The sequence below is a fragment of the Streptomyces sp. NPDC049627 genome (assembly GCF_044465645.1).
GTDB lineage: Bacteria > Actinomycetota > Actinomycetes > Streptomycetales > Streptomycetaceae > Streptomyces.
This window is the reverse complement of the sequence record NZ_JBITLW010000005.1, coordinates 128084-145549: the sequence shown is the minus strand read 5'-3', so window position 1 is coordinate 145549 and position 17466 is coordinate 128084. Positions and strand designations below refer to the sequence as shown.

General features: G+C 71.5%; 18 protein-coding genes. 8 read left to right on the top strand and 10 right to left on the bottom strand.

The window, feature by feature from the left end; translation table 11 throughout:
* Window positions 1-56 precede the first annotated feature (56 nt).
* The 3 genes from ACIBU0_RS15095 to ACIBU0_RS15085 all read left to right on the top strand — a co-directional run bounded on the left by ACIBU0_RS15095 (window position 57) and on the right by ACIBU0_RS15085 (window position 3804).
* A complete protein-coding gene (locus ACIBU0_RS15095; RefSeq protein ID WP_398817275.1) occupies window positions 57-1466 on the top strand; it encodes a Bcr/CflA family efflux MFS transporter in 1410 nt (469 codons plus the stop codon).
* A gap of 11 nt (window positions 1467-1477) precedes the next feature.
* Window positions 1478-2593, top strand: a complete 1116-nt coding sequence (locus ACIBU0_RS15090; protein ID WP_398818277.1) for a serine hydrolase domain-containing protein — start codon at window positions 1478-1480, stop codon at window positions 2591-2593.
* Window positions 2594-2802: 209 nt separating this feature from the next.
* The gene (locus tag ACIBU0_RS15085) at window positions 2803-3804 is read left to right on the top strand and encodes a small ribosomal subunit Rsm22 family protein (protein WP_398817272.1); all 1002 of its coding nucleotides are present in this window, start codon (window positions 2803-2805) and stop codon (window positions 3802-3804) included.
* A 21-nt stretch (window positions 3805-3825) separates the two neighbouring features.
* Here the strand turns inward: ACIBU0_RS15085 and ACIBU0_RS15080 are convergent, their stop codons facing one another.
* On the bottom strand, window positions 3826-5175 hold the full coding sequence (locus tag ACIBU0_RS15080) for a S28 family serine protease (RefSeq protein WP_398817269.1): 1350 nt from the start codon (window positions 5173-5175) through the stop codon (window positions 3826-3828).
* Between the two features lie 141 nt (window positions 5176-5316).
* On the bottom strand, window positions 5317-5511 hold the full coding sequence (locus ACIBU0_RS15075) for a DUF6243 family protein (protein ID WP_398817266.1): 195 nt from the start codon (window positions 5509-5511) through the stop codon (window positions 5317-5319).
* A gap of 109 nt (window positions 5512-5620) precedes the next feature.
* On the opposite strand from ACIBU0_RS15075, the gene ACIBU0_RS15070 reads away from it, so the two are divergent.
* Window positions 5621-6244 carry a TetR/AcrR family transcriptional regulator gene (locus ACIBU0_RS15070; protein WP_398817263.1) on the top strand — a complete coding sequence of 208 codons (624 nt, stop codon included), beginning with the start codon at window positions 5621-5623 and terminating at the stop codon, window positions 6242-6244.
* Window positions 6245-6401: 157 nt separating this feature from the next.
* Complete coding sequence (locus tag ACIBU0_RS15065) at window positions 6402-7142, top strand: bifunctional DNA primase/polymerase (protein ID WP_398817260.1); 741 nt, start codon at window positions 6402-6404, stop codon at window positions 7140-7142.
* Window positions 7143-7149: 7 nt separating this feature from the next.
* Here the strand turns inward: ACIBU0_RS15065 and ACIBU0_RS15060 are convergent, their stop codons facing one another.
* The 4 genes from ACIBU0_RS15060 to efeO are packed head-to-tail and all read right to left on the bottom strand — an operon-like array spanning window position 7150 to window position 11395.
* The gene (locus ACIBU0_RS15060; RefSeq protein ID WP_398817257.1) at window positions 7150-8145 is read right to left on the bottom strand and encodes a hypothetical protein; all 996 of its coding nucleotides are present in this window, start codon (window positions 8143-8145) and stop codon (window positions 7150-7152) included.
* Window positions 8105-8977: an iron uptake transporter permease EfeU gene (gene efeU, locus ACIBU0_RS15055; RefSeq protein WP_398817254.1), complete on the bottom strand. Its 873-nt coding sequence runs from the start codon at window positions 8975-8977 to the stop codon at window positions 8105-8107. The genes ACIBU0_RS15060 and efeU overlap by 41 nt, the downstream gene beginning before the upstream one ends.
* Window positions 8978-8983: 6 nt before the next feature.
* Window positions 8984-10237: an iron uptake transporter deferrochelatase/peroxidase subunit gene (gene efeB, locus ACIBU0_RS15050; protein WP_398817251.1), complete on the bottom strand. Its 1254-nt coding sequence runs from the start codon at window positions 10235-10237 to the stop codon at window positions 8984-8986.
* Window positions 10238-10252: 15 nt separating this feature from the next.
* Complete coding sequence (gene efeO / locus ACIBU0_RS15045) at window positions 10253-11395, bottom strand: iron uptake system protein EfeO (protein WP_398817248.1); 1143 nt, start codon at window positions 11393-11395, stop codon at window positions 10253-10255.
* Window positions 11396-11682: 287 nt separating this feature from the next.
* Between efeO and ACIBU0_RS15040 the strand changes: the two genes are divergently transcribed.
* On the top strand, window positions 11683-12327 hold the full coding sequence (locus tag ACIBU0_RS15040) for a PhzF family phenazine biosynthesis protein (RefSeq protein WP_398817245.1): 645 nt from the start codon (window positions 11683-11685) through the stop codon (window positions 12325-12327).
* A gap of 3 nt (window positions 12328-12330) precedes the next feature.
* On the opposite strand, the gene ACIBU0_RS15035 is transcribed toward ACIBU0_RS15040, so the two are convergent.
* A complete protein-coding gene (locus ACIBU0_RS15035) occupies window positions 12331-12978 on the bottom strand; it encodes a heme oxygenase (biliverdin-producing) (protein ID WP_398817243.1) in 648 nt (215 codons plus the stop codon).
* A 125-nt stretch (window positions 12979-13103) separates the two neighbouring features.
* Complete coding sequence (gene map / locus ACIBU0_RS15030) at window positions 13104-13961, bottom strand: type I methionyl aminopeptidase (RefSeq protein WP_398817240.1); 858 nt, start codon at window positions 13959-13961, stop codon at window positions 13104-13106.
* 69 nt (window positions 13962-14030) lie between these two features.
* On the opposite strand from map, the gene ACIBU0_RS15025 reads away from it, so the two are divergent.
* Window positions 14031-14261 (top strand): hypothetical protein, encoded by a 231-nt coding sequence (locus ACIBU0_RS15025; RefSeq protein WP_398817237.1) that lies wholly within the window; start codon window positions 14031-14033, stop codon window positions 14259-14261.
* 1 nt (window position 14262) lies between these two features.
* On the opposite strand, the gene ACIBU0_RS15020 is transcribed toward ACIBU0_RS15025, so the two are convergent.
* Both ACIBU0_RS15020 and ACIBU0_RS15015 read right to left on the bottom strand, forming a co-directional pair.
* Window positions 14263-15576: an MFS transporter gene (locus ACIBU0_RS15020; RefSeq protein WP_398817234.1), complete on the bottom strand. Its 1314-nt coding sequence runs from the start codon at window positions 15574-15576 to the stop codon at window positions 14263-14265.
* A gap of 91 nt (window positions 15577-15667) precedes the next feature.
* Complete coding sequence (locus ACIBU0_RS15015) at window positions 15668-16270, bottom strand: hypothetical protein (protein WP_398817232.1); 603 nt, start codon at window positions 16268-16270, stop codon at window positions 15668-15670.
* A 108-nt stretch (window positions 16271-16378) separates the two neighbouring features.
* On the opposite strand from ACIBU0_RS15015, the gene ACIBU0_RS15010 reads away from it, so the two are divergent.
* The gene (locus ACIBU0_RS15010; protein ID WP_398817229.1) at window positions 16379-17452 is read left to right on the top strand and encodes an exo-alpha-sialidase; all 1074 of its coding nucleotides are present in this window, start codon (window positions 16379-16381) and stop codon (window positions 17450-17452) included.
* Window positions 17453-17466 lie beyond the last annotated feature (14 nt).

Here is a 17466-nt window from a genome sequence, read left to right as displayed (position 1 = left end):
GCACTCTGTACGAGCTGAGAGCATAGAGGGCGGATCACTCGGAGAGGGAGGGGCGCATGGGCGACGGTGGGGGGCCGGCACAGGACGTGCCGCAACCGGCCATACCGCAGCCGGCGATACCGGAGACAGCCACTCCGCAGCCGGCCACGCGGCAGCCGGCCACTCGGCAGTCGGCTCCCCCGAAGACGGCGCAACCGCCCACCCGCTCCCTCCGCCGCACCGGCCTCCTCGTCACCCTCGTCCTGGGCGGCCTCACCGCCACGCCCCCGCTGGCGATGGACATGTACCTCCCGGCGCTCCCGGAGGTCACCCGCTCCCTGCACGCGCCCGCCGCGACCGTCCAGCTCACGCTCACCGCCTGCCTGGCCGGCATGGCGCTCGGGCAGCTGGTGGTCGGCCCGATGAGCGACCGATGGGGCCGCAGGCGCCCGCTCCTGGCCGGCCTCGCCGTCTACGTCGTCGCCACGGCGCTCTGCGCGCTCGCGCCCACCGTCGAGTTCCTGGTCGCCTTCCGGCTGGCGCAGGGCCTCGCCGGTGCGGCGGGAATCGTGATCGCGCGGGCGGTCGTCCGCGATCTCTACGACGGCGTGGCCATGGCCCGCTTCTTCTCGACCCTCATGCTGATCTCCGGGGTCGCCCCGATCGTGGCGCCGCTCATCGGCGGGCAGATCCTGCGGGTGACGGACTGGCGGGGCGTGTTCGTCGTGCTCACGGTCGTCGGACTGCTGCTCGCCGGGCTCGTCTGGCGGAAGCTGCCCGAGACACTCGCGCCGGCCGACCGGCACGGCGGCGGGGTCGGCGAGGCCCTGCGCGCCATGCGCGGTCTGCTCGCCGACGGTGCCTTCGCCGGGTACATGCTGGCCGGCGGGTTCGCCTTCGCCGCGCTGTTCGCGTACATATCGGCGTCGCCGTTCGTGATCCAGGAGATCTACGGGGCCTCGCCGCAGACCTTCAGCCTGCTGTTCGGGCTCAACTCGGTCGGGCTCGTGGTCGTCGGCCAGATCAACGGCAAGCTGCTGGTGGGGCGGGTCGGCCTGGACAAGGTCCTGGGCGCGGGCCTGGCCGTGGTGATCCTCTCGGCGACGGCGCTGCTGCTGATGTCCGTCGGCGCCTTCGGCGAGGTCGGACTGGCCCCGGTCGCCGCGGCGCTGTTCGTCCTGATGTCGGCGATGGGGGTGACGCTCCCCAACGCCCAGTCGCTGGCCCTGCTGCGCACCAGGCACGCCGCCGGATCCGCCTCCGCGCTCCTCGGTACGTCCTCCTTCCTCATCGGCGCGATTGCCTCACCCCTCGTGGGCATCGCCGGGGAGGACACCGCCGTCCCGATGGCCGTCGTCCAACTGGCCGCGGCACTGGTGGCGCTGGTGTGCTTCATGGGACTGTGCCGTCCTTGGAACATACGTACGGATGAACGTATGGATGGACGTACGGATGGACATGCGGCTGCGGAGGGAGCAGAGAACTGAGCGCGCCGAGACTGCGCGGGGACACGCCGGATAGGGCCGGACTCGACCCCGAGGAGATCCGTCATCTCGTCCGCGAGGTCCACGATCTCACCACCGGCCCCCGCCCCTGGGCGGCCGGAGCGGTACTGGTCGTCGGGCGGGGGCCGTACGTCGCCGCCGAGGAGGCGGCGGGCTGGGCGGTGCGGTACGCCTCCTACGACGAGGAGACGGACGCGGGGGTGGAGCTGCCGCCCGACTCCCGCGTTCCGATGACCACGGCCACCCCCTTCGACCTGGCCTCCCTCACGAAACTGTTCACCTCGGTCGCCGCGGTGCAGCAGATCGAGCGCGGCACGCTCGGCATCGACGCGCGGGTCGGGGCGTATCTGCCGGACTTCCGGGCGGCCGACCGGCACGACGTCACCGTGCGCCAGCTGCTCACTCACACCTCAGGGCTGCGGCCCGAACTCCCGCTGTACGACTGCGCGGACGACGCGGAGCGCCTGGAGCGGCTGCGCGCGGAACCGCCGATCGGCGTGCCCGGCACCTACTGCTACTCCGACCTGAACCTTCTGCTGCTCCAGCACGTGCTGGAACGCATCACGAGCCGCACGCTCGACGTCCTGATCCATGACGGCATCACCCGACCCCTCGGCATGACCGCGACCCGCTTCGGCCCCTGCCCCGGTGCGGCGGCGACCGAGGACCAGCGGCGTCCCTGGGCCAAGGCGGACCGGGGCATGCTGCGGGGTGTCGTCCACGACGAGAACGCGTGGGCGCTGGGCGGGGTGGCGGGCCATGCGGGCCTGTTCTCCACGGCCCGGGACCTGGCGGTCTTCTCCCGCGCCCTGCTCTCCGGCGGCGCGTACGGCCCCGCCCGCATCCTCGGCCCCGACTTCGTGGAACTGCTCCTCACCCCGCCCGGGCTGGGGTTCGCGGTCGACCAGCCGTGGTTCATGGGGGAGCTGGCGGGGCGGGGAGCAGCGGGGCACACGGGCTTCACGGGCACGTCCCTCGTGCTCGACCCGGCGACCGACACCTTCCTGGTGCTGCTGGCCAACACGGTCCACCCACGCCGACGTGCGGCGGACAACGGCCCGAGGGCACGAGCGGGGACACGGGTGGCACGGGCGGTGCGGGGCCGGTAGCGAGGCCGCACCTCTCGACGCCGGTCCAGCATTTCAGCCCGTCCGGCGTTTGAGGACGAGGCCCTTTCGGGGCCGAAGCGGGGGTCTGGGGGCGGCAGCCCCCAGGAGCCGGGGTCGAAGGGGCGGAGCCCCTGGGGGATGGGAATGGGTAGGGGCGGCGGGGGCGAGGACCCGCGAGGCCGGTGCACGCCGCCTCGTAGAATCGGCGAGTGAACGCCCCCGCATCCCCGGCAGACGCCCTGCGCAGCAGTCTCGCCGCCCTCCTCGACGGCCTCCCACCCCGCCAGGCCGCCCAGGCCGTCGACCGGCTGATCGCCAGCTACCGGGGCGCCACCCCCACCGACGCCCCGATCCTCCGCGACCGCGCCGACGTGGCCGCCTACGCCGCCTACCGGATGCCCGCCACCTTCGAGGCGGTCCACGCGGCACTGGAGGCGTTCGCCGCGGCCGTACCGGCATGGACCCCCGCCGACCACACCGACGTCGGCGGCGGAACCGGCGCCGCGACCTGGGCCGTCACCGCCACCTGGCCCGGCGAGCGCAGCGTCACCGTGCTGGACTGGGCCGAGCCCGCCCTGGCGATCGGCCGGGAGATCGCCGCAGCCAACCCCGCACTGGCGAACGCCCGTTGGCAGCGCGCCCGGATCGGCTCGGCGCTCACCCTCGACCCCACCGACCTCGTCACCGTCTCCTACGTCCTCAACGAGCTCACCGCCCCCGACCGCGCCGCCCTCCTCACCACCGTCGCGTCCGCCGCCCGGACCGTCGTGATCGTCGAACCCGGCACCCCCGACGGCTACACCCGCGTCATCGAGGCCCGCGATCACCTGATCACCGCCGGCTTCCGCATCGCCGCCCCCTGCCCGCACAGCGCCGCCTGCCCCATCGCCCCCGGCACGGACTGGTGCCACTTCTCGGCCCGCGTCAGCCGCTCCTCGCTGCACCGCCAGATCAAGGGCGGCTCCCTCGCCTACGAGGACGAGAAGTTCAGCTACGTCGCCGCCACGCGCCTCCCGGCCACCCCGGCCCCCGCCCGCATCGTCCGCAAACCCCAGATCCGCAAGGGCCAGGTCCTCCTCGACCTGTGCGAGACCGAGCCGTCCCTGCGCCGCGCCACGGTCACCAAACGCCACGGCGACCTCTACAAGGCGGCCCGCGACGCGGACTGGGGCGACGCCTGGCCCCCGGCCGAAGACATCCAGGACGCCTAGGAAGGCAGACATCCAGGACGCCTAGGAAGCCCACCGCGTCAGCGTCGCGATCGCCTCGTCGCGGTCGGCCGGGGCGAGCTGCCCGAGCGTGACGTGATGGTTGCCGCCCGGCACCCACAGGACGCGGGAGTCGGGCCCGCCGGGACGGAAGGGCTCGGCGACGGAGGGGTCCATGGTGCCGTTGACGAACAGCAGGCGGCTGCCGCGCCGACGGACCCAGCGGTCGACGTCCGGCATCGCGGCCGAGTCGAACGGCAGTGGAATGTCACGCGGCACGAACGAGCGGGGCTCGACGGCGCCCGGGTGGCGCAGCAGTCCGTCGAGATGGGACGTGGGCAGGCTGAGGTACCCCAGCTGGGTGCCCAGTTGGTACCAGTACGGGATGTAGTTCCGCGCGGTCGAGTCGGCGTACAGGGGCAGTCCGGCCGTGCGGTCGAGCCAGGTGTACAGCTCGTCCGTCGTGGCGTGCGGGCCGGGGACGGCGGCGTGGTCGGCCGCGGTGGCGTCCTGCCAGAACATGAGCGGCGCGCGCAGTACGGCGATTTCGAGTGCCGTGTCGGCGCCGCCGACGAGGCGGAAGGTGTCCCCGGCGGCGGTGGCCCAGGCCTCGTAACGGGCGACCATCTCGGCGCGGTGCACGAGGATCCGCCGCTGGGCCGCCTTGAGGGCCTCGCGGACGTCGGCGCTGCCCACGGTCTCCAGGAAGCGCAGGTAGGCGGAGTCGTCCCGGTCGTCGACGTTGTTGGGGGCGCCGTGGACCACGGTGCCGTCCACGTCGAACGGGTGGAAGCGGCGATGGTAGACCGTGGCCATGCCGCCCTTGCTGCCGCCCGTGGAGACCCATGGGGCCGGGTACAGCCGGCGGAAGAGGCGCACGGCGCGGTGGTGGTCGTCGGCGGCCTGGCGGATGGTCAGGTGCGCGTAGTCGGGGGTCGCGGGTCGGGAGGTGCCGAAGAAGCGGTGTTCGATCTGCAGCTGGTTGGCGCCCAGCAGCACGGTCACCTCGGTCCGCCGGGGTGTCAGCACGGCGTGGTACCCGGTGGTGAACAGCACCATGGGACGGTCGGCGGAGGTGTGGAGGAGGGTGAGGCGCTGTTCGAAGGTGCCGGCCGCGGGGTCGGTGTGGTCGACCGGCTGACGCAGTCCGAGCACGAAGAACCGGTACCCCGGCTCGGCCCCCGGCCGCTCCTCGATCACTCTCAGTCCCGGCAGCGCCCGCAAGGCGTCGGCGATGTCGCCGCTCCCCGGGCGCGGCCGGCCCGCGGCGAGTGCGGGCGCGGCGGTGGCAGTGGCCGGCCCCGCGGCCGAGACCGTCGCGGCCCCTGCGATGAGTGCCCGTCGTCTCGTCCAGCCGCGCATCCTGCTACGCATCCTGATTCCTCCCCGTGTCTCCCTGGAGCTGCTGACCGCTTCAGTACAGCCGTCGGGCGTCGGGCGGGGATCCCGCGCGAGAGGGGCCTGTCTCCCTCGGGAGGGGGAGACGGGCCGCAGGAGAGGCGGCGGCGCGGCCGGTCACGTCGACGCGTCGGATGCCGCCCCGCCCTGTCGTTTCTCCTGGAGCTTGCGCAACAGTTCCTTCTTCTGGGCCTGGGCGTCGCCCCCGCCACCGATCCCGCCGCCTCGGCCACCGCCGCGCAGCGCCTTCCGGCCGAGGTTTCGTCGCGTCCCGCCGACTCCCAGCATGCTTCCGGCCCCGCTTCGGGTCATCGTGGGCTCCTTCCGTCATCCGACTGACACGAGACGTATCGTCTCGATATCTCGCGCTCATCAGAGTCCGGCGAGACGCTCCGTCTTGTCAACCTGATAAATTCGACCCATGGCCGCCCAGAAGTCCGCCCCCAACGCCACCCGCCGCAGCGAGAAGTCCCGCCGCGCCATCTACGACGCCGCCCTCGCCCTCGTCGGAGAGGTCGGCTACGCCAGGACCACCGTCGAGGGCATCGCCGCCCGTGCCGGTGTCGGCAAGCAGACGATCTACCGCTGGTGGTCGTCGAAGGCGGACGTGCTGATGGAGGCGTTCCTCGATCTCGCCGAGCAGGCGTCGCGGGACGTGGGCCAGGAGCCCCACGTCTTCCCGGACACCGGAGACCTCGCCGCCGATCTCAAGGGTGTCCTGCGCGCCACCGTCGACGAGTTGAAGGACCCCAGGTTCGAGGTGCCGTCCCGGGCCCTGGCCGCGGAGGGCGTGGTGGACGAGCAGTTCGGCCGGGAGCTCGTCGCCAAGCTCCTGCAGCCCTCGCTCGACCTGTACATCGAGCGGCTGCGTGCCGCCCAGGCGGCGGGCGACGTACGCCCCGAGGTCGACCCGCGCATCGCCCTGGAGCTCTTCGTCTCCCCGCTCGCCCAGCGCTGGCTCCAGCACACGGGACCGATCTCGTACGACTACACCGACACCCTCGTCGAGTACGCCTTGCACGGCATCGCGGCCCATGCGCGGTAGGGGCGTAAATCCCGCCAATGCAGTCCATTACGCCTGATCAAGGTGCTGTGTATCACCTCGCCCCACCTGGCCCGCTTGTCCGCTACGGCCCCCCGGAGCGCACGATGATGGGACCATAGGGCATGCTGTTCCGCACGACAGCGAGGCGAGGGGATAGATGAGCGCGGAGTTGGGCGGCCGGACCGGCCTGCAGGGCAAACTCTCCCAGTGGCTGCGTGGACGCCGCCCGAAGGACACCGCCGCGGACGACGGCGGTCGTGAGGCCCTGCTGCTGGCCGCCGCCGGAGCGGGTCTGCCGCTCGCGCCCGCCGCGCACCCCGCCCCCGGCTACCGGTGCTCCTGCGACCGCGTCGGCTGTCCCACGCCGGCCCGGCACCCGGTGTCCTTCGCCTGGCAGACGCAGTCCACCACCGACCGCGCCCAGATCGAACGCTGGGCCCGCCACCAGCCGCAGGCCAACTTCATCACCGCGACCGGCATGGTCCACGACGTGCTCGACGTGCCGCTGGAGGCCGGGCGCGAGGCGCTGGAGCGGCTGCTCGGCGCGGGGATCGAGGTCGGGCCCGTCGCCGAGAGCGACGACGGACGCCTGCTGTTCTTCACCCTCACCCGCGGCACCCCCGAGGACGAGGACGAGTGGTGGCCCTGCGAGCTGGACTGCCACCCCGAGACCATGGACGAGCACCCGGGACTGCGCTGGCACTGCCGGGGGTCGTACGTCCTCGTCCCGCCCGCGCAGTTGCCCGGTGAGGAACAGACCGTGCACTGGGTGCGCGGGCTGGAGCATCCGCTGCCCGACCCGCTGAGCCTGCTGGAAGTCCTCACCGACGCCTGCGCCCGCCACGTCGGCGAGGAGCCCGACCACCACATCCCCGCGGCCTGGCCCCTGCGCCACTGAACTGCGGCTACTCGCCCTTCGCCGACGTCAGTCCCTGGATGCGGCCGAGGACGTCCACCTTCCCCGAGCCCTTCTTCGGGGTCAGGGCCGCCTCGTTGGAGACGATCTCCATCGTCAGCGACTGCTTGATCTCGCCTTCGGTCAGGGTCTCCACGGCCTTGTTCGGCGCGGTGAGCGTGGTGCCGGTGTAGGCCGTCTGCTTCTCGAAGTGATGCGTGGTGAAGAACACCAGCGCGCCACCGTCCGCGGTGCGCAGTGCCAGCGGCGCGTAGTCGCCGTTCGTCATCGGCTCGTCGATGTACTGCCTGACCAGGCCCGGCTTCTTGGCGTCCTTCGCCCGGTCGGCGCGCCACTTGGTGGTGTTCAGGCCGTCCGCGAAGGTGTCCCCGCCGTTCTTGAGGTAGTTCGCGTATGCCTTGCTCAAGTCCGCGGGCGGCACGGCCAGTTCGGACGAATTCGCCGGGACGGCCTCGGCCCAGCCGTCCTTGTCCGTCTTGAACTCCGGTACGTCGCCGGGGGCCATCAGCGTCAGATACGCCGCCTCCCACGGGTCGGACAGGCTGTTGCGGCTGAACACGAAGACCCAGCGCGCGCTGCCGCCCTTGTTGGCGGCCGCGTCGGCGACGAACCAGCGCGGCCAGCCGGCCTTCTTCGGGATCGTGAACTTGGTGTCCGACAACTCCAGCGGGGTGTACGACGGATTGCCGCCGGGGCTGGTCGCCTTGCTCGCCTTCAGCCGCGCCTCGAGTATGTCGCTGAGCGCGCCGGAGACATGATCGGCCTCCAGGGAGATGTCGTAGGCCTTCTCGGCCTTGTTGTACGCGGTGGTGAACTGCTGGAGCGCCTTGGCGGCCTCCGCCTTGGTGGCCGAGGGGAGAATCTCCTTCTCCCCGTGGACCACCATGCATCCGCTCGCCGTCAACGACAAAGCGGTCACCGAGGCCGCAATCAGAGCGTTCCGGTCAAGCCTGCGGAGCCTTCGAGGGCCGCGTTCCCTGCTCATCAGGTCCCTTCACCTTCCCCTTCCCGGAGGCGAACCCTACCGGGGACAGGAACAGCGCGAGCGTCGGGATCAGGTACAGCAGCCACACCGTGACCTGGAGGACGGTCGGGTCCGGCTGGAAGTTGAAGACGCCCTTCAGCAGAGTGCCGTACCAGCTGGACGGATCGATGGTGTCGCTGACGTCGAAGGCCAGCGTCTTCAGGCCCGGCAGGAAGCGGGCCTCCTGCAGGTCGTGGAAGCCGTACGCCAGCACGCCCGCGGCCACGACGACCAGCATGCCGCCGGTCCAGGTGAAGAACTTGGCCAGGTTGATGCGCAGCGCGCCCCGGTAGAACAGCCAGCCCAGCAACACGGCCGTGGCCAGGCCCAGGGCGGCGCCGATCACCGGGCGCGGGCTGCCGTCACCGGCCGCGCGCACCGACGTCCACACGAACAGGGACGTCTCCAACCCCTCCCGGCCGACGGCCAGGAACGCCGTGGCGACCAGTGCGCCGGTGCCCATCTGCAGGGCCGCGTCCAGCTTGCCGTGCAGCTCGGCCTTGAGGTGCCGGGCGGTGCGCCGCATCCAGAACACCATCCAGGTCACCAGGCCGACCGCGATGACGGACAGGGTGCCGCCGAGCGCCTCCTGCGCCTCGAACGTCAGCTCCTGGGAGCCGAATTCGAGGGCGCAGCCGAAGCCGAGGGCGAGGGCGACCGCGACGCCGATGCCGATCCAGATCGGCTTCAGCGCGTCCCGCCGGTCCGTCTTCACCAGGTAGGCGATGAGGATGCAGACGACGAGGCTGGCCTCCAGGCCCTCACGCAGGCCGATCAGATAGTTGGAGAACACGGTCCCTTACGCCTCCTTGGAGAACAGCGTGCTGCCCCACCAGTCGTCCTTGTCCCGGACGCCGGGCGGAACGGCGAAGACCGCCGAACCCACGTGCTGGATGTACTCGTTGAGCGCGTCCGTGGCGAGGTTGCGCTGGATGCGGATGAACCCCTCGCGCACGTCACGCTGGTAGGCCAGGAAGAACAGGCCCGCCTCCAGCCTGCCCAGGCCGTCGGTGCCGTCGGTGAAGGAGTAGCCGCGGCGCAGGATCGTCGACCCGTGGTTGGACTCGGGGTGCGCGAGCCGCACATGCGCGTCGGGCTTCATCGCCTTCAGGAACGGCTCGTCGCGCTCCTTGGCCTTGCCGACCGGGGCGCCCTCGCCCTTGTCGCGGCCGAAGATGTCCTCCTGCTCCTGCAGGGAGGTGCGGTCCCAGGTCTCGATGTGCATGCGGATGCGCCGGGCGACGAGATACGAGCCGCCCACCATCCAGTCGGGACCGGCCTTCTCGTCCACCCACACGAACTTCTTCAGGCGGTCCGTCTCGGTTCCCGCGATGTTGCGGGTGCCGTCCTTGAAGCCCATGAGGTTGCGCGGAGTCTGCTCCTCGGGCGTCGTCGACGACGTCTTGCCGAAGCCGAGCTGCGACCACTTGATGACGACCTTGCCGAAGCCGATGCGGGCCAGGTTGCGGATCGCGTGCACGGCGACCTGCGGGTCGTCGGCGCAGGCCTGGATGCACAGGTCGCCGCCGCTGCGGTTCTTGTCGAGGTTGTCGCCGGCGAAGTGCGGCAGGTCGACGAGCGCTTCGGGCCGCTGCCCGTCCAGCCCGAACTTCTGGAACAGCGACGGACCGAAGCCGATCGTCAGCGTCAGCCGCGACGGCTTCAGCCCCAGCGCCTCACCGGTGTCGTCCGGCGGCGCCTCGGCCAGGCCGCCGTACGCGCCCTCACCGACCGCATGCCCGGCGGTCATCCGGCGCGCGGCCGCCGTCCAGTCCTTGAGCATCTGCACGAACTCGGCGCGGTCGTCGGTCTGTACGTCGAAGGCGGCGAAGTGCAGCCGGTCCTGCACCGGGGTGGCGATGCCGGCCTGGTGTGTGCCGTGGAAGGCGATCGCGGCTCCCGTGGCGGCACCGGCGGGGTCCACGTCGTTGCCGGTACGGGTCATGGCGACCGTACCGCCGGCCGCGGCGGCGCCGAGCGCCAGGCCCGCACCGCCCCAGCCGATCAGCGCGCGCCGGGTGGGCGACTTCGGGCTGCTGTCCGTGTCCGTCATGGCTTGGGCTCCCGGTTACTTCGCGACGGCGGCGGCGAGCTTGGACAGCGGCTCCGCGAGGGCGTTGACGCCGTCCGACAGCTCCTTCTGCTGGGCCTCGGTGACCTTGTCGTAGGAGACGAAGTCGTACGAGTTCTTGTCCGCGCGGTACTTGTCGAGCTGCGCGTCGAGCGCGGCGAACTGCTTGTCGAGCTCGGTGACCAGCGCCTGGTCGTTCTCCTTGGCGACCGGCTTCAGCAGCTCGTACGCCTTCTGGGCACCCTCGACGTTGGCCTTGAAGTCGACCAGGTCGGTGTGCGAGTAACGCTCCTCCTCGCCGGTGACCTTGCCGGTGGCGACCTCGTCGAGCAGCTCCTTGGCGCCGTTGGCCATGGAGGTCGGGGTGATCTCGGCCTTGCCGACCCGCTCCTGCCAGTCCTTCAGGTCGGTGATGAGCTGGTCCGCGAGGGTCTTGTCCGCAGCGGTGATCTTCTTGTCCTGCCAGAGGGACTTCTCCAGGCGGTGCCAGCCGGTCCACTTCTGGTCGCCCTTCAGACCGTCCTCGCGGAGGTCGACCTTCGGGTCGATGTCGCCGAAGGACTCGGCGACCGGCTCGGTGCGCTCCCAGCCGATGCGGGAGGGGGCGTAGGCCTTCTTCGCGGCCTCGACGTCACCGTCCTTGACCGCCTTGGCGAAGGTCTCGGCGAGCGGCAGGGTCTGGTCGGCCTGCTCCTGCGCGTACTCGCGGTAGGCGGCGACGGCCTTGTCGAGGCGCGGGTCGCGCTTGGCGGTGGCGCCCCCGCCGGTGGCCTTGACGGTCTGCCGGATGCCGTCACCCTTCATCCCGGGCTTGCAGGCGATCGTGTAGTCGCCCGCCTTCACCTCGGCGGTGACCCTCTGCTTGGTGCCGGGGCCGATGTTCTCGCGCTCGGTGACGATGCGGTCGTCCGGGAAGAGGACGTAGACCTCGGTGACCTTGGAGCCCTTGTTCTCGATGGCGAGCTCGACGTGCCCGGCGGGGAACTCCTTCTTCGACACCTCGCACTTGTCGTCCGTCGAGGTCACGTTGATGACGCGGTCGCCGCCCTCCGAGCTGCCCTTCTCGGTGCAGCCGGTGACGGCGGTGAGCGCCGCCACGGTCGTGGCAGCGGCGACGGCGGACAGTCTGAAGGGGCGCATTTCGGCTCCAAGGAGGTACCTAGCGGGCACACAGATAAGGTGAGGTTGCCCAAACTTATCTGAGGCTTACCTCACCAAAACCGGTACGTCCAGTGAAGCTTCTCTCATTGACGGCGTACGAGCACGGCTTGATCACGGTGGCTCAAAACGGCCCCCATGGGGAGGTCAAGGGCTGGTCAAGTGAATCGCGGCGCCCTCCTGTGCGCCCCCCGCCCGCTTCTCGCCCCTCCCCGGCGGAGCCGCCGCCTGGGACGACCTCGCCGCCCGCACGATGTTTCAATTCCCCCGTGACTGACTACGACGTCCTCCGCGTCTTCTGCGGCCCCCGAGGCGGATACGGCAACGAACTCGGTGTCGTCCGTGACGGATCGGTGATGCCCGAGCGCAGCGACCGGCAGGCGTTCGCGGCCAAGCTGGGGTTCAGCGAGACCGTGTTCGTCGATGATCCCGAGCGCGGGGTCATCGACATCTACACGCCGACTCTGCGGCTGCCCTTCGCCGGTCACCCCTGCGTCGGTACGGCCTGGCTGCTCGACGTGCCCGAACTGGTCACCCCCGCCGGTGTGGTGGGGGCGCGGCTGGACGGGGAGTTCAGCTGGATCGAGGCGCGGGCGGAGTGGGCCCCGCCGCGCACCCTGCGGCAGTACGCGACGGCCGCCGAGGTGGAGGCCCTGGACGTCCCGCAGCCCGGCGAGTGGGTCTACGCCTGGGCCTGGGAGGACGAGGCGGCCGGACGTGTCCGGGCCCGCGCCTTCCCCGGCCGTGACGACGGCATCGAGGAGGACGAGGCCACGGGTGCGGCGGCACTGCTCCTCACGGACCGGCTGGGCCGTGCCCTGAACATCACGCAGGGAGCGGGGTCGCAGATCCTGACGGCACCGCAGCCGGGGGGCTGGGTGGAGGTCGGGGGCCGCGTTCTCCTGGAGCGGTGAGCCTCAGGCGCTCAGCGGGAACTCCTCGCCCAACGCCCGGAAGACCCCGGTGTTCAAGGCGAACGCCGTCCTGCACTCGGCCACGATCCGCTGCTTCTCCAGGTCGTCCGCGTGGACGGCGTCCAGCAGTTCGCGGTAACCCCGCTTGAACGCGGCCGGGTTGGCGATCCGCTCGAAGACGTAGAACCGGACCCCGTCACCCTTGCGCGCGAAACCCCACGTCTTCTCCGCCTTGTCGCGGATGATCTGGCCACCGGAGAGGTCGCCGAGGTAGCGGGTGTAGTGGTGGGCGACGTAACCGCCCGGCCAGCGCTCGGCGCACTCGCGCACCCGGTCCGCGTACATCCGCGTCGCCGGGAGCGCCGACAGTCCCGCCCGCCAGTCCGGTCCCCGCAGATGCGCCAGGTCCCGCTCCAGTGCCGGCAGCCGGAACAGCTCCGGCCGGACGAACGGTCCGGCCACCGGGTCCGACGCCAGCCGCTCGGCCCCGGTCTCCAGTGCCTCGTACACGAACCACAGCTGCTCGGTGTAGCGCGCGTACGCGTCGACGCCGAGCCGTCCGCCGAGCAGGTCGCTCATGAACGTCGAGGTCTCGGCCTCCATGTGCTGTTCCTGGGACGCCGTGCGGATGAGTGTCGAGAAGGAGTCCATGAGCACATCCTCTAAGGTAAGGCTAACCTAAGTCAATAGGTTTGCCGACACTCTGTCGGTAAAAGCGTACAAGAGAAAGCCCGCCCTGGCAGGGCGGGCCGGTGATCGGTGATCGGAGACGGGGATCAGGGCAGCGTCAGGATCTCCGCTCCCGTCTCCGTCACCACCAGCGTGTGCTCGAACTGTGCCGTCCGCTTCCGGTCCTTGGTGACGACCGTCCAGCCGTCGTCCCACATGTCGTACTCGTGCGTCCCGAGCGTCAGCATCGGCTCGATGGTGAAGGTCATGCCGGGCTGCATCACCGTCGTCGCGTGCGGGCTGTCGTAGTGCGGGATGATCAGGCCCGAGTGGAAGGACGAGTTGATGCCGTGGCCCGTGAAGTCGCGGACCACTCCATAGCCGAAGCGCTTCGCGTACGACTCGATCACCCGGCCGATCACGTTGATCTGGCGCCCCGGCTTGACCGCCTTGATCGCGCGGTTGAGCGACTCGCGGGTGCGCTCCACCAGCAGGCGGCTCTCCTCGTCGACGTCACCCACCAGGTACGTCGCGTTGTTGTCGCCGTGCACCCCGCCGATGTACGCCGTCACGTCGAGGTTGACGATGTCGCCGTCGCGCAGCACCGTGGAGTCCGGGATGCCGTGGCAGATCACCTCGTTGAGCGAGGTGCACAGGGACTTGGGGAAGCCGCGGTAGCCGAGCGTCGAGGGGTAGGCGCCGTGGTCGCACATGTATTCGTGCGCCACCTTGTCCAGTTCGTCCGTCGTCACGCCGGGGGCGATCAGCTTCGCCGCCTCGGCCATCGCCCGCGCGGCGATCCGACCGGCGACGCGCATCGCCTCGACGGTCTCCGGGGTCTGCACCTCCGGACCGGAGTACGGGGTCGGCGCGGGCTTGCCGACGTACTCGGGGCGGCGGATGTTTCCGGGCACGGAACGGGTGGGAGAGAGCTCCCCTGGGACGAGCAGCGACTGGCCAGACATGCCAGCGAGTCTAAGACAGCGGCCATGGGGGACCATGTCCGTGGCGAGCCCAGGCGAAAGGAGCCGGTCATGGCCCTGTTCAAGAAGCGGACGGTCGGGAAGCCGGGGGAGTGGTACTACTGCCTCGTGCACAAGAAGGTCGAAGAGGGGCCGGAGTGCCCGGCCAAGGACCGCTTCGGGCCGTACGCCTCCCGGGAAGAGGCCCAGCACGCGATGGACCTCGCCCGCGAGCGCAACCTGGAGTGGGAGAACGACCCCCGGTGGCACGACGCCCCGGCCGGTCCCGCGGACGACGACTGAATCAGCCCTCCGCGGGCGCCGATGCGGGTGTCGACGAGGGTGCCGGTGCGGTACCCGCTGCCGCCGCCCGCTGCTCCCGCAGCCGTACCGCATGTTCGTTCGTGCGCGCGTCGTACGACATCAGCTTCGGCAGACACAGCGCCAGCAGCCCCACCGCACCCACGCACAGCAGCCCGCCCGACCAGACGGACGTCCTGACGCCCTTCCAGGCGGCGACGCCGCCCACGTAGGTCTGGCCGAGCTGCGGGCCGACCGAGTACGACAGCAGCTCGATCCCGGCGAGCCGGCCGCGCAGCTCGTCCGGGATCGTCTGGTTCCACATCACCCCGCGGAAGATGCCGCTGACCATGTCGGCCGCGCCGCCGAGGAGCAGGAACAGCAGCACCAGCCAGACGTTCCGGGAGACACCGGCGGCCGCGATCGCCAGGCCCCACAGCGCCGCCGAGAGGACCACGATCCGCCCGTGCCGGTGCACCCGCGACGTCCAGCCGCCGGTCAGGCTCACCAGCATCGCGCCGGCCGGGACGGCCGCGTACATCAGCCCCAGCGACCACGGGGCGTCCAACTCGTCCGCGAGGAACGGCAGTACGGCGAGCGGCATCGCGAAGAGCATCGCCGCGATGTCGATGACGTACGTGCCGAGGAGCTCCTTGCGGCTCCAGGCGTACCGTGCGCCCTCGGCGATGGCCATCAGGGACGGCTTCGCCGCCGCGTGGGAGGCGGGGGAGGGGGCGATGCCGAGGGTGAGCAGGACGGAGGCGACGAAGGTCAGCAGGTCCGCGCCGTAGGCCCAGCCGAGCCCCGCGTATGCCACGACCACGCCGGCCACGGCCGGGCCCGCCACGCCGCCGGCCTGCCAGCGCAGGGCGTTCAGCGAGGCGGCGGCGGGCAGGTGCTCGTGGGCCACGATCCGGGGCCACAGGGCGTCCAGGGCCGGGCGCTGCACGGAGACGAGGGCGGAGGACAGGGCGGCGACGGCGAACAGCGGCCACACGGCCGGGCTCGGCAGCAGCGCGTTGACCAGCAGGGCCGCGCTCAGCACCGCCTGGCCGGCCTCCGTCCACAGGATCAGCTTCCGCTTGTCGAGCGCGTCGGCGAGCGCGCCCCCGTACAGCCCGAACACGACCAGTGGCACCAGCTCCACGGCCCCGATCGCCCCGACCGCCGCGGCGGACCCGGTGAGCTCCTTGATCTGCACGGGCAGCGCGACGAAGGTCAGGAAACTGCCGAAGGACGAGATCAGTCCGGAGAGCCACAGCCTGCGGAAGTCGGCGGAGGCCCGCCAAGGCGCGAGGTCGGGCAGCACGGAGGTCACGAGGGGCCATGTTCGGGCGGGGCCGGAGCCGGAGGCAACCGGATTTACGGGCGGGGGCGAGCCGGCCGGGGGACGAGCCGGGTGGCCGGCGTCACCAGCGCGTGGGCGGCGGTGCCGTCAGCAGCTCCGCCAGCTGCGCCAGACGGTCCCTGAAGCGCCTGCGCCCCCTCGGAGAGGGCAGCGCGTTCTCCCCGGCCGCCGCGCTCACCAGGTGCTGCACCGTGTCCAGATCCAGCTCCGCACCCTCCGGCACGGCCAGCGCCTCATGCGCCAGGGCCGTCAGCTCCCGCTCCCCGGCGCCGAGCGCCAGCACCGTCGCCCCGGCCTGCCGGGCGTCGTGCACCCGCTCCAGGAGCGGCGCCCCGGGCCCTCCCGGCGACACCACCAGCAGCGTCTCCCCGCGCCGCGCCGCCGCCAACCGCCCGAGACCGACCGCCAGATGCGCCGGATCCGAGGCGCGCGCGCCGTGCCGGACGAGGGTCGGGGCCAGCTCCGGCGTCCCCGACCACGCGGCCTCGTCCACCAGATGGGCCGCCAGATGCCACGGCTCGTACTCCGGGGTGCCGACCAGCAGCAGCCCGCCCCCGTGCGCCACCGCCGACGCCCGCAGCACCCCCGCGAACCGCCGCGTGGACCCCAACCACTCGGTCCCGGCGAGCACTTCACGGAGCAACGCGACACGTACGGCGTCCATACGAACGCATCCTGCCGCAACCGACCAGTCGTGACCCCGAGTTCACCTCGAATTCGCCCGGCCTGGGGAAGCAGAGGGACCCGGCGGCCATGTCCGAGGAGTCCGACCATGATTGAGACCAGCGTCCCCTTCCGTGCGGGCCGGGAGGGGTATGCCTCCTTCCGCATCCCCGCCGTCGTCGTCAGCGGCCAGGGCACGGTGCTCGCCTTCTGCGAGGGCCGGGTCGGATCGGGCGCCGATTTCGGGGACATCGACATCGTGCTGAAGCGCTCCACCGACGGCGGCCGCACCTGGGGCCCGCTCCAGGTCGCCGCCAAGAACGGCGACCACCTCGCCGGCAATCCGGCCCCCGTCGTCCTGGACACCGGCCGCATCCTGCTCGTGCACGTACGCAACGCCGCCCTCGCGACCGAGGACGCCATCCGGCGCGGTGTGGTGAGCGCGGCGGACGGGCGACGGGTATGGGTGCAGCACAGCGACGACGAAGGCGCCACCTGGTCGAGCCCCAAGGAGATCACCAAGGAGACGAAACGGCCGGAGTGGCGCTGGTACGCCACCACCCCCGGCCATGCGATCCAGCTGGCCGGCGGCCGGGTCGTCGTCCCCGCCAACCACTCCCTGCCGCCGACCGGACGGGACAACGGCACCGAGGGCAAGTACAACGGCGGCCACTGCCTGCTGAGCGACGACCGCGGCGCGACCTGGCGCATCGGATACGTCGACGACAACACCGACGGCTACATCAACGTCAACGAGACCACCGCCGCCGAACTCCCCGACGGCCGCGTCTACTTCAACACCCGCAACGACTCCCCGTCCCCGGGCACCCGTGCCGACGCCCACTCGAAGGACGGCGGCCGGACGCTGACCAAGCGCTTCCGCCCGCAGGCCGGCCTGTCCGCCCCCGTCTGCGAGGGCAGTGTCCTGCACCTGCGCGACCCCGACGTCCTGCTCTTCTCCGGCCCCGCCGACCCCGCCGCCCGCGCCCTGATGACCATCCGCGCCTCCACCGACGGCGGCACCACATGGCGCCCCGTGCACACGGTCGACGGGCTGCCCGCCGCCTACTCGGACCTCGCCCGGATCGACGCGCGGACGGTCGGACTCCTCTACGAGACCGGCGACTTCAGCGCGTACGAGACCATCACCTTCCGGCGGGTGCCCGTGACGCACCTCACCTGACCGCTTGGGGTGCG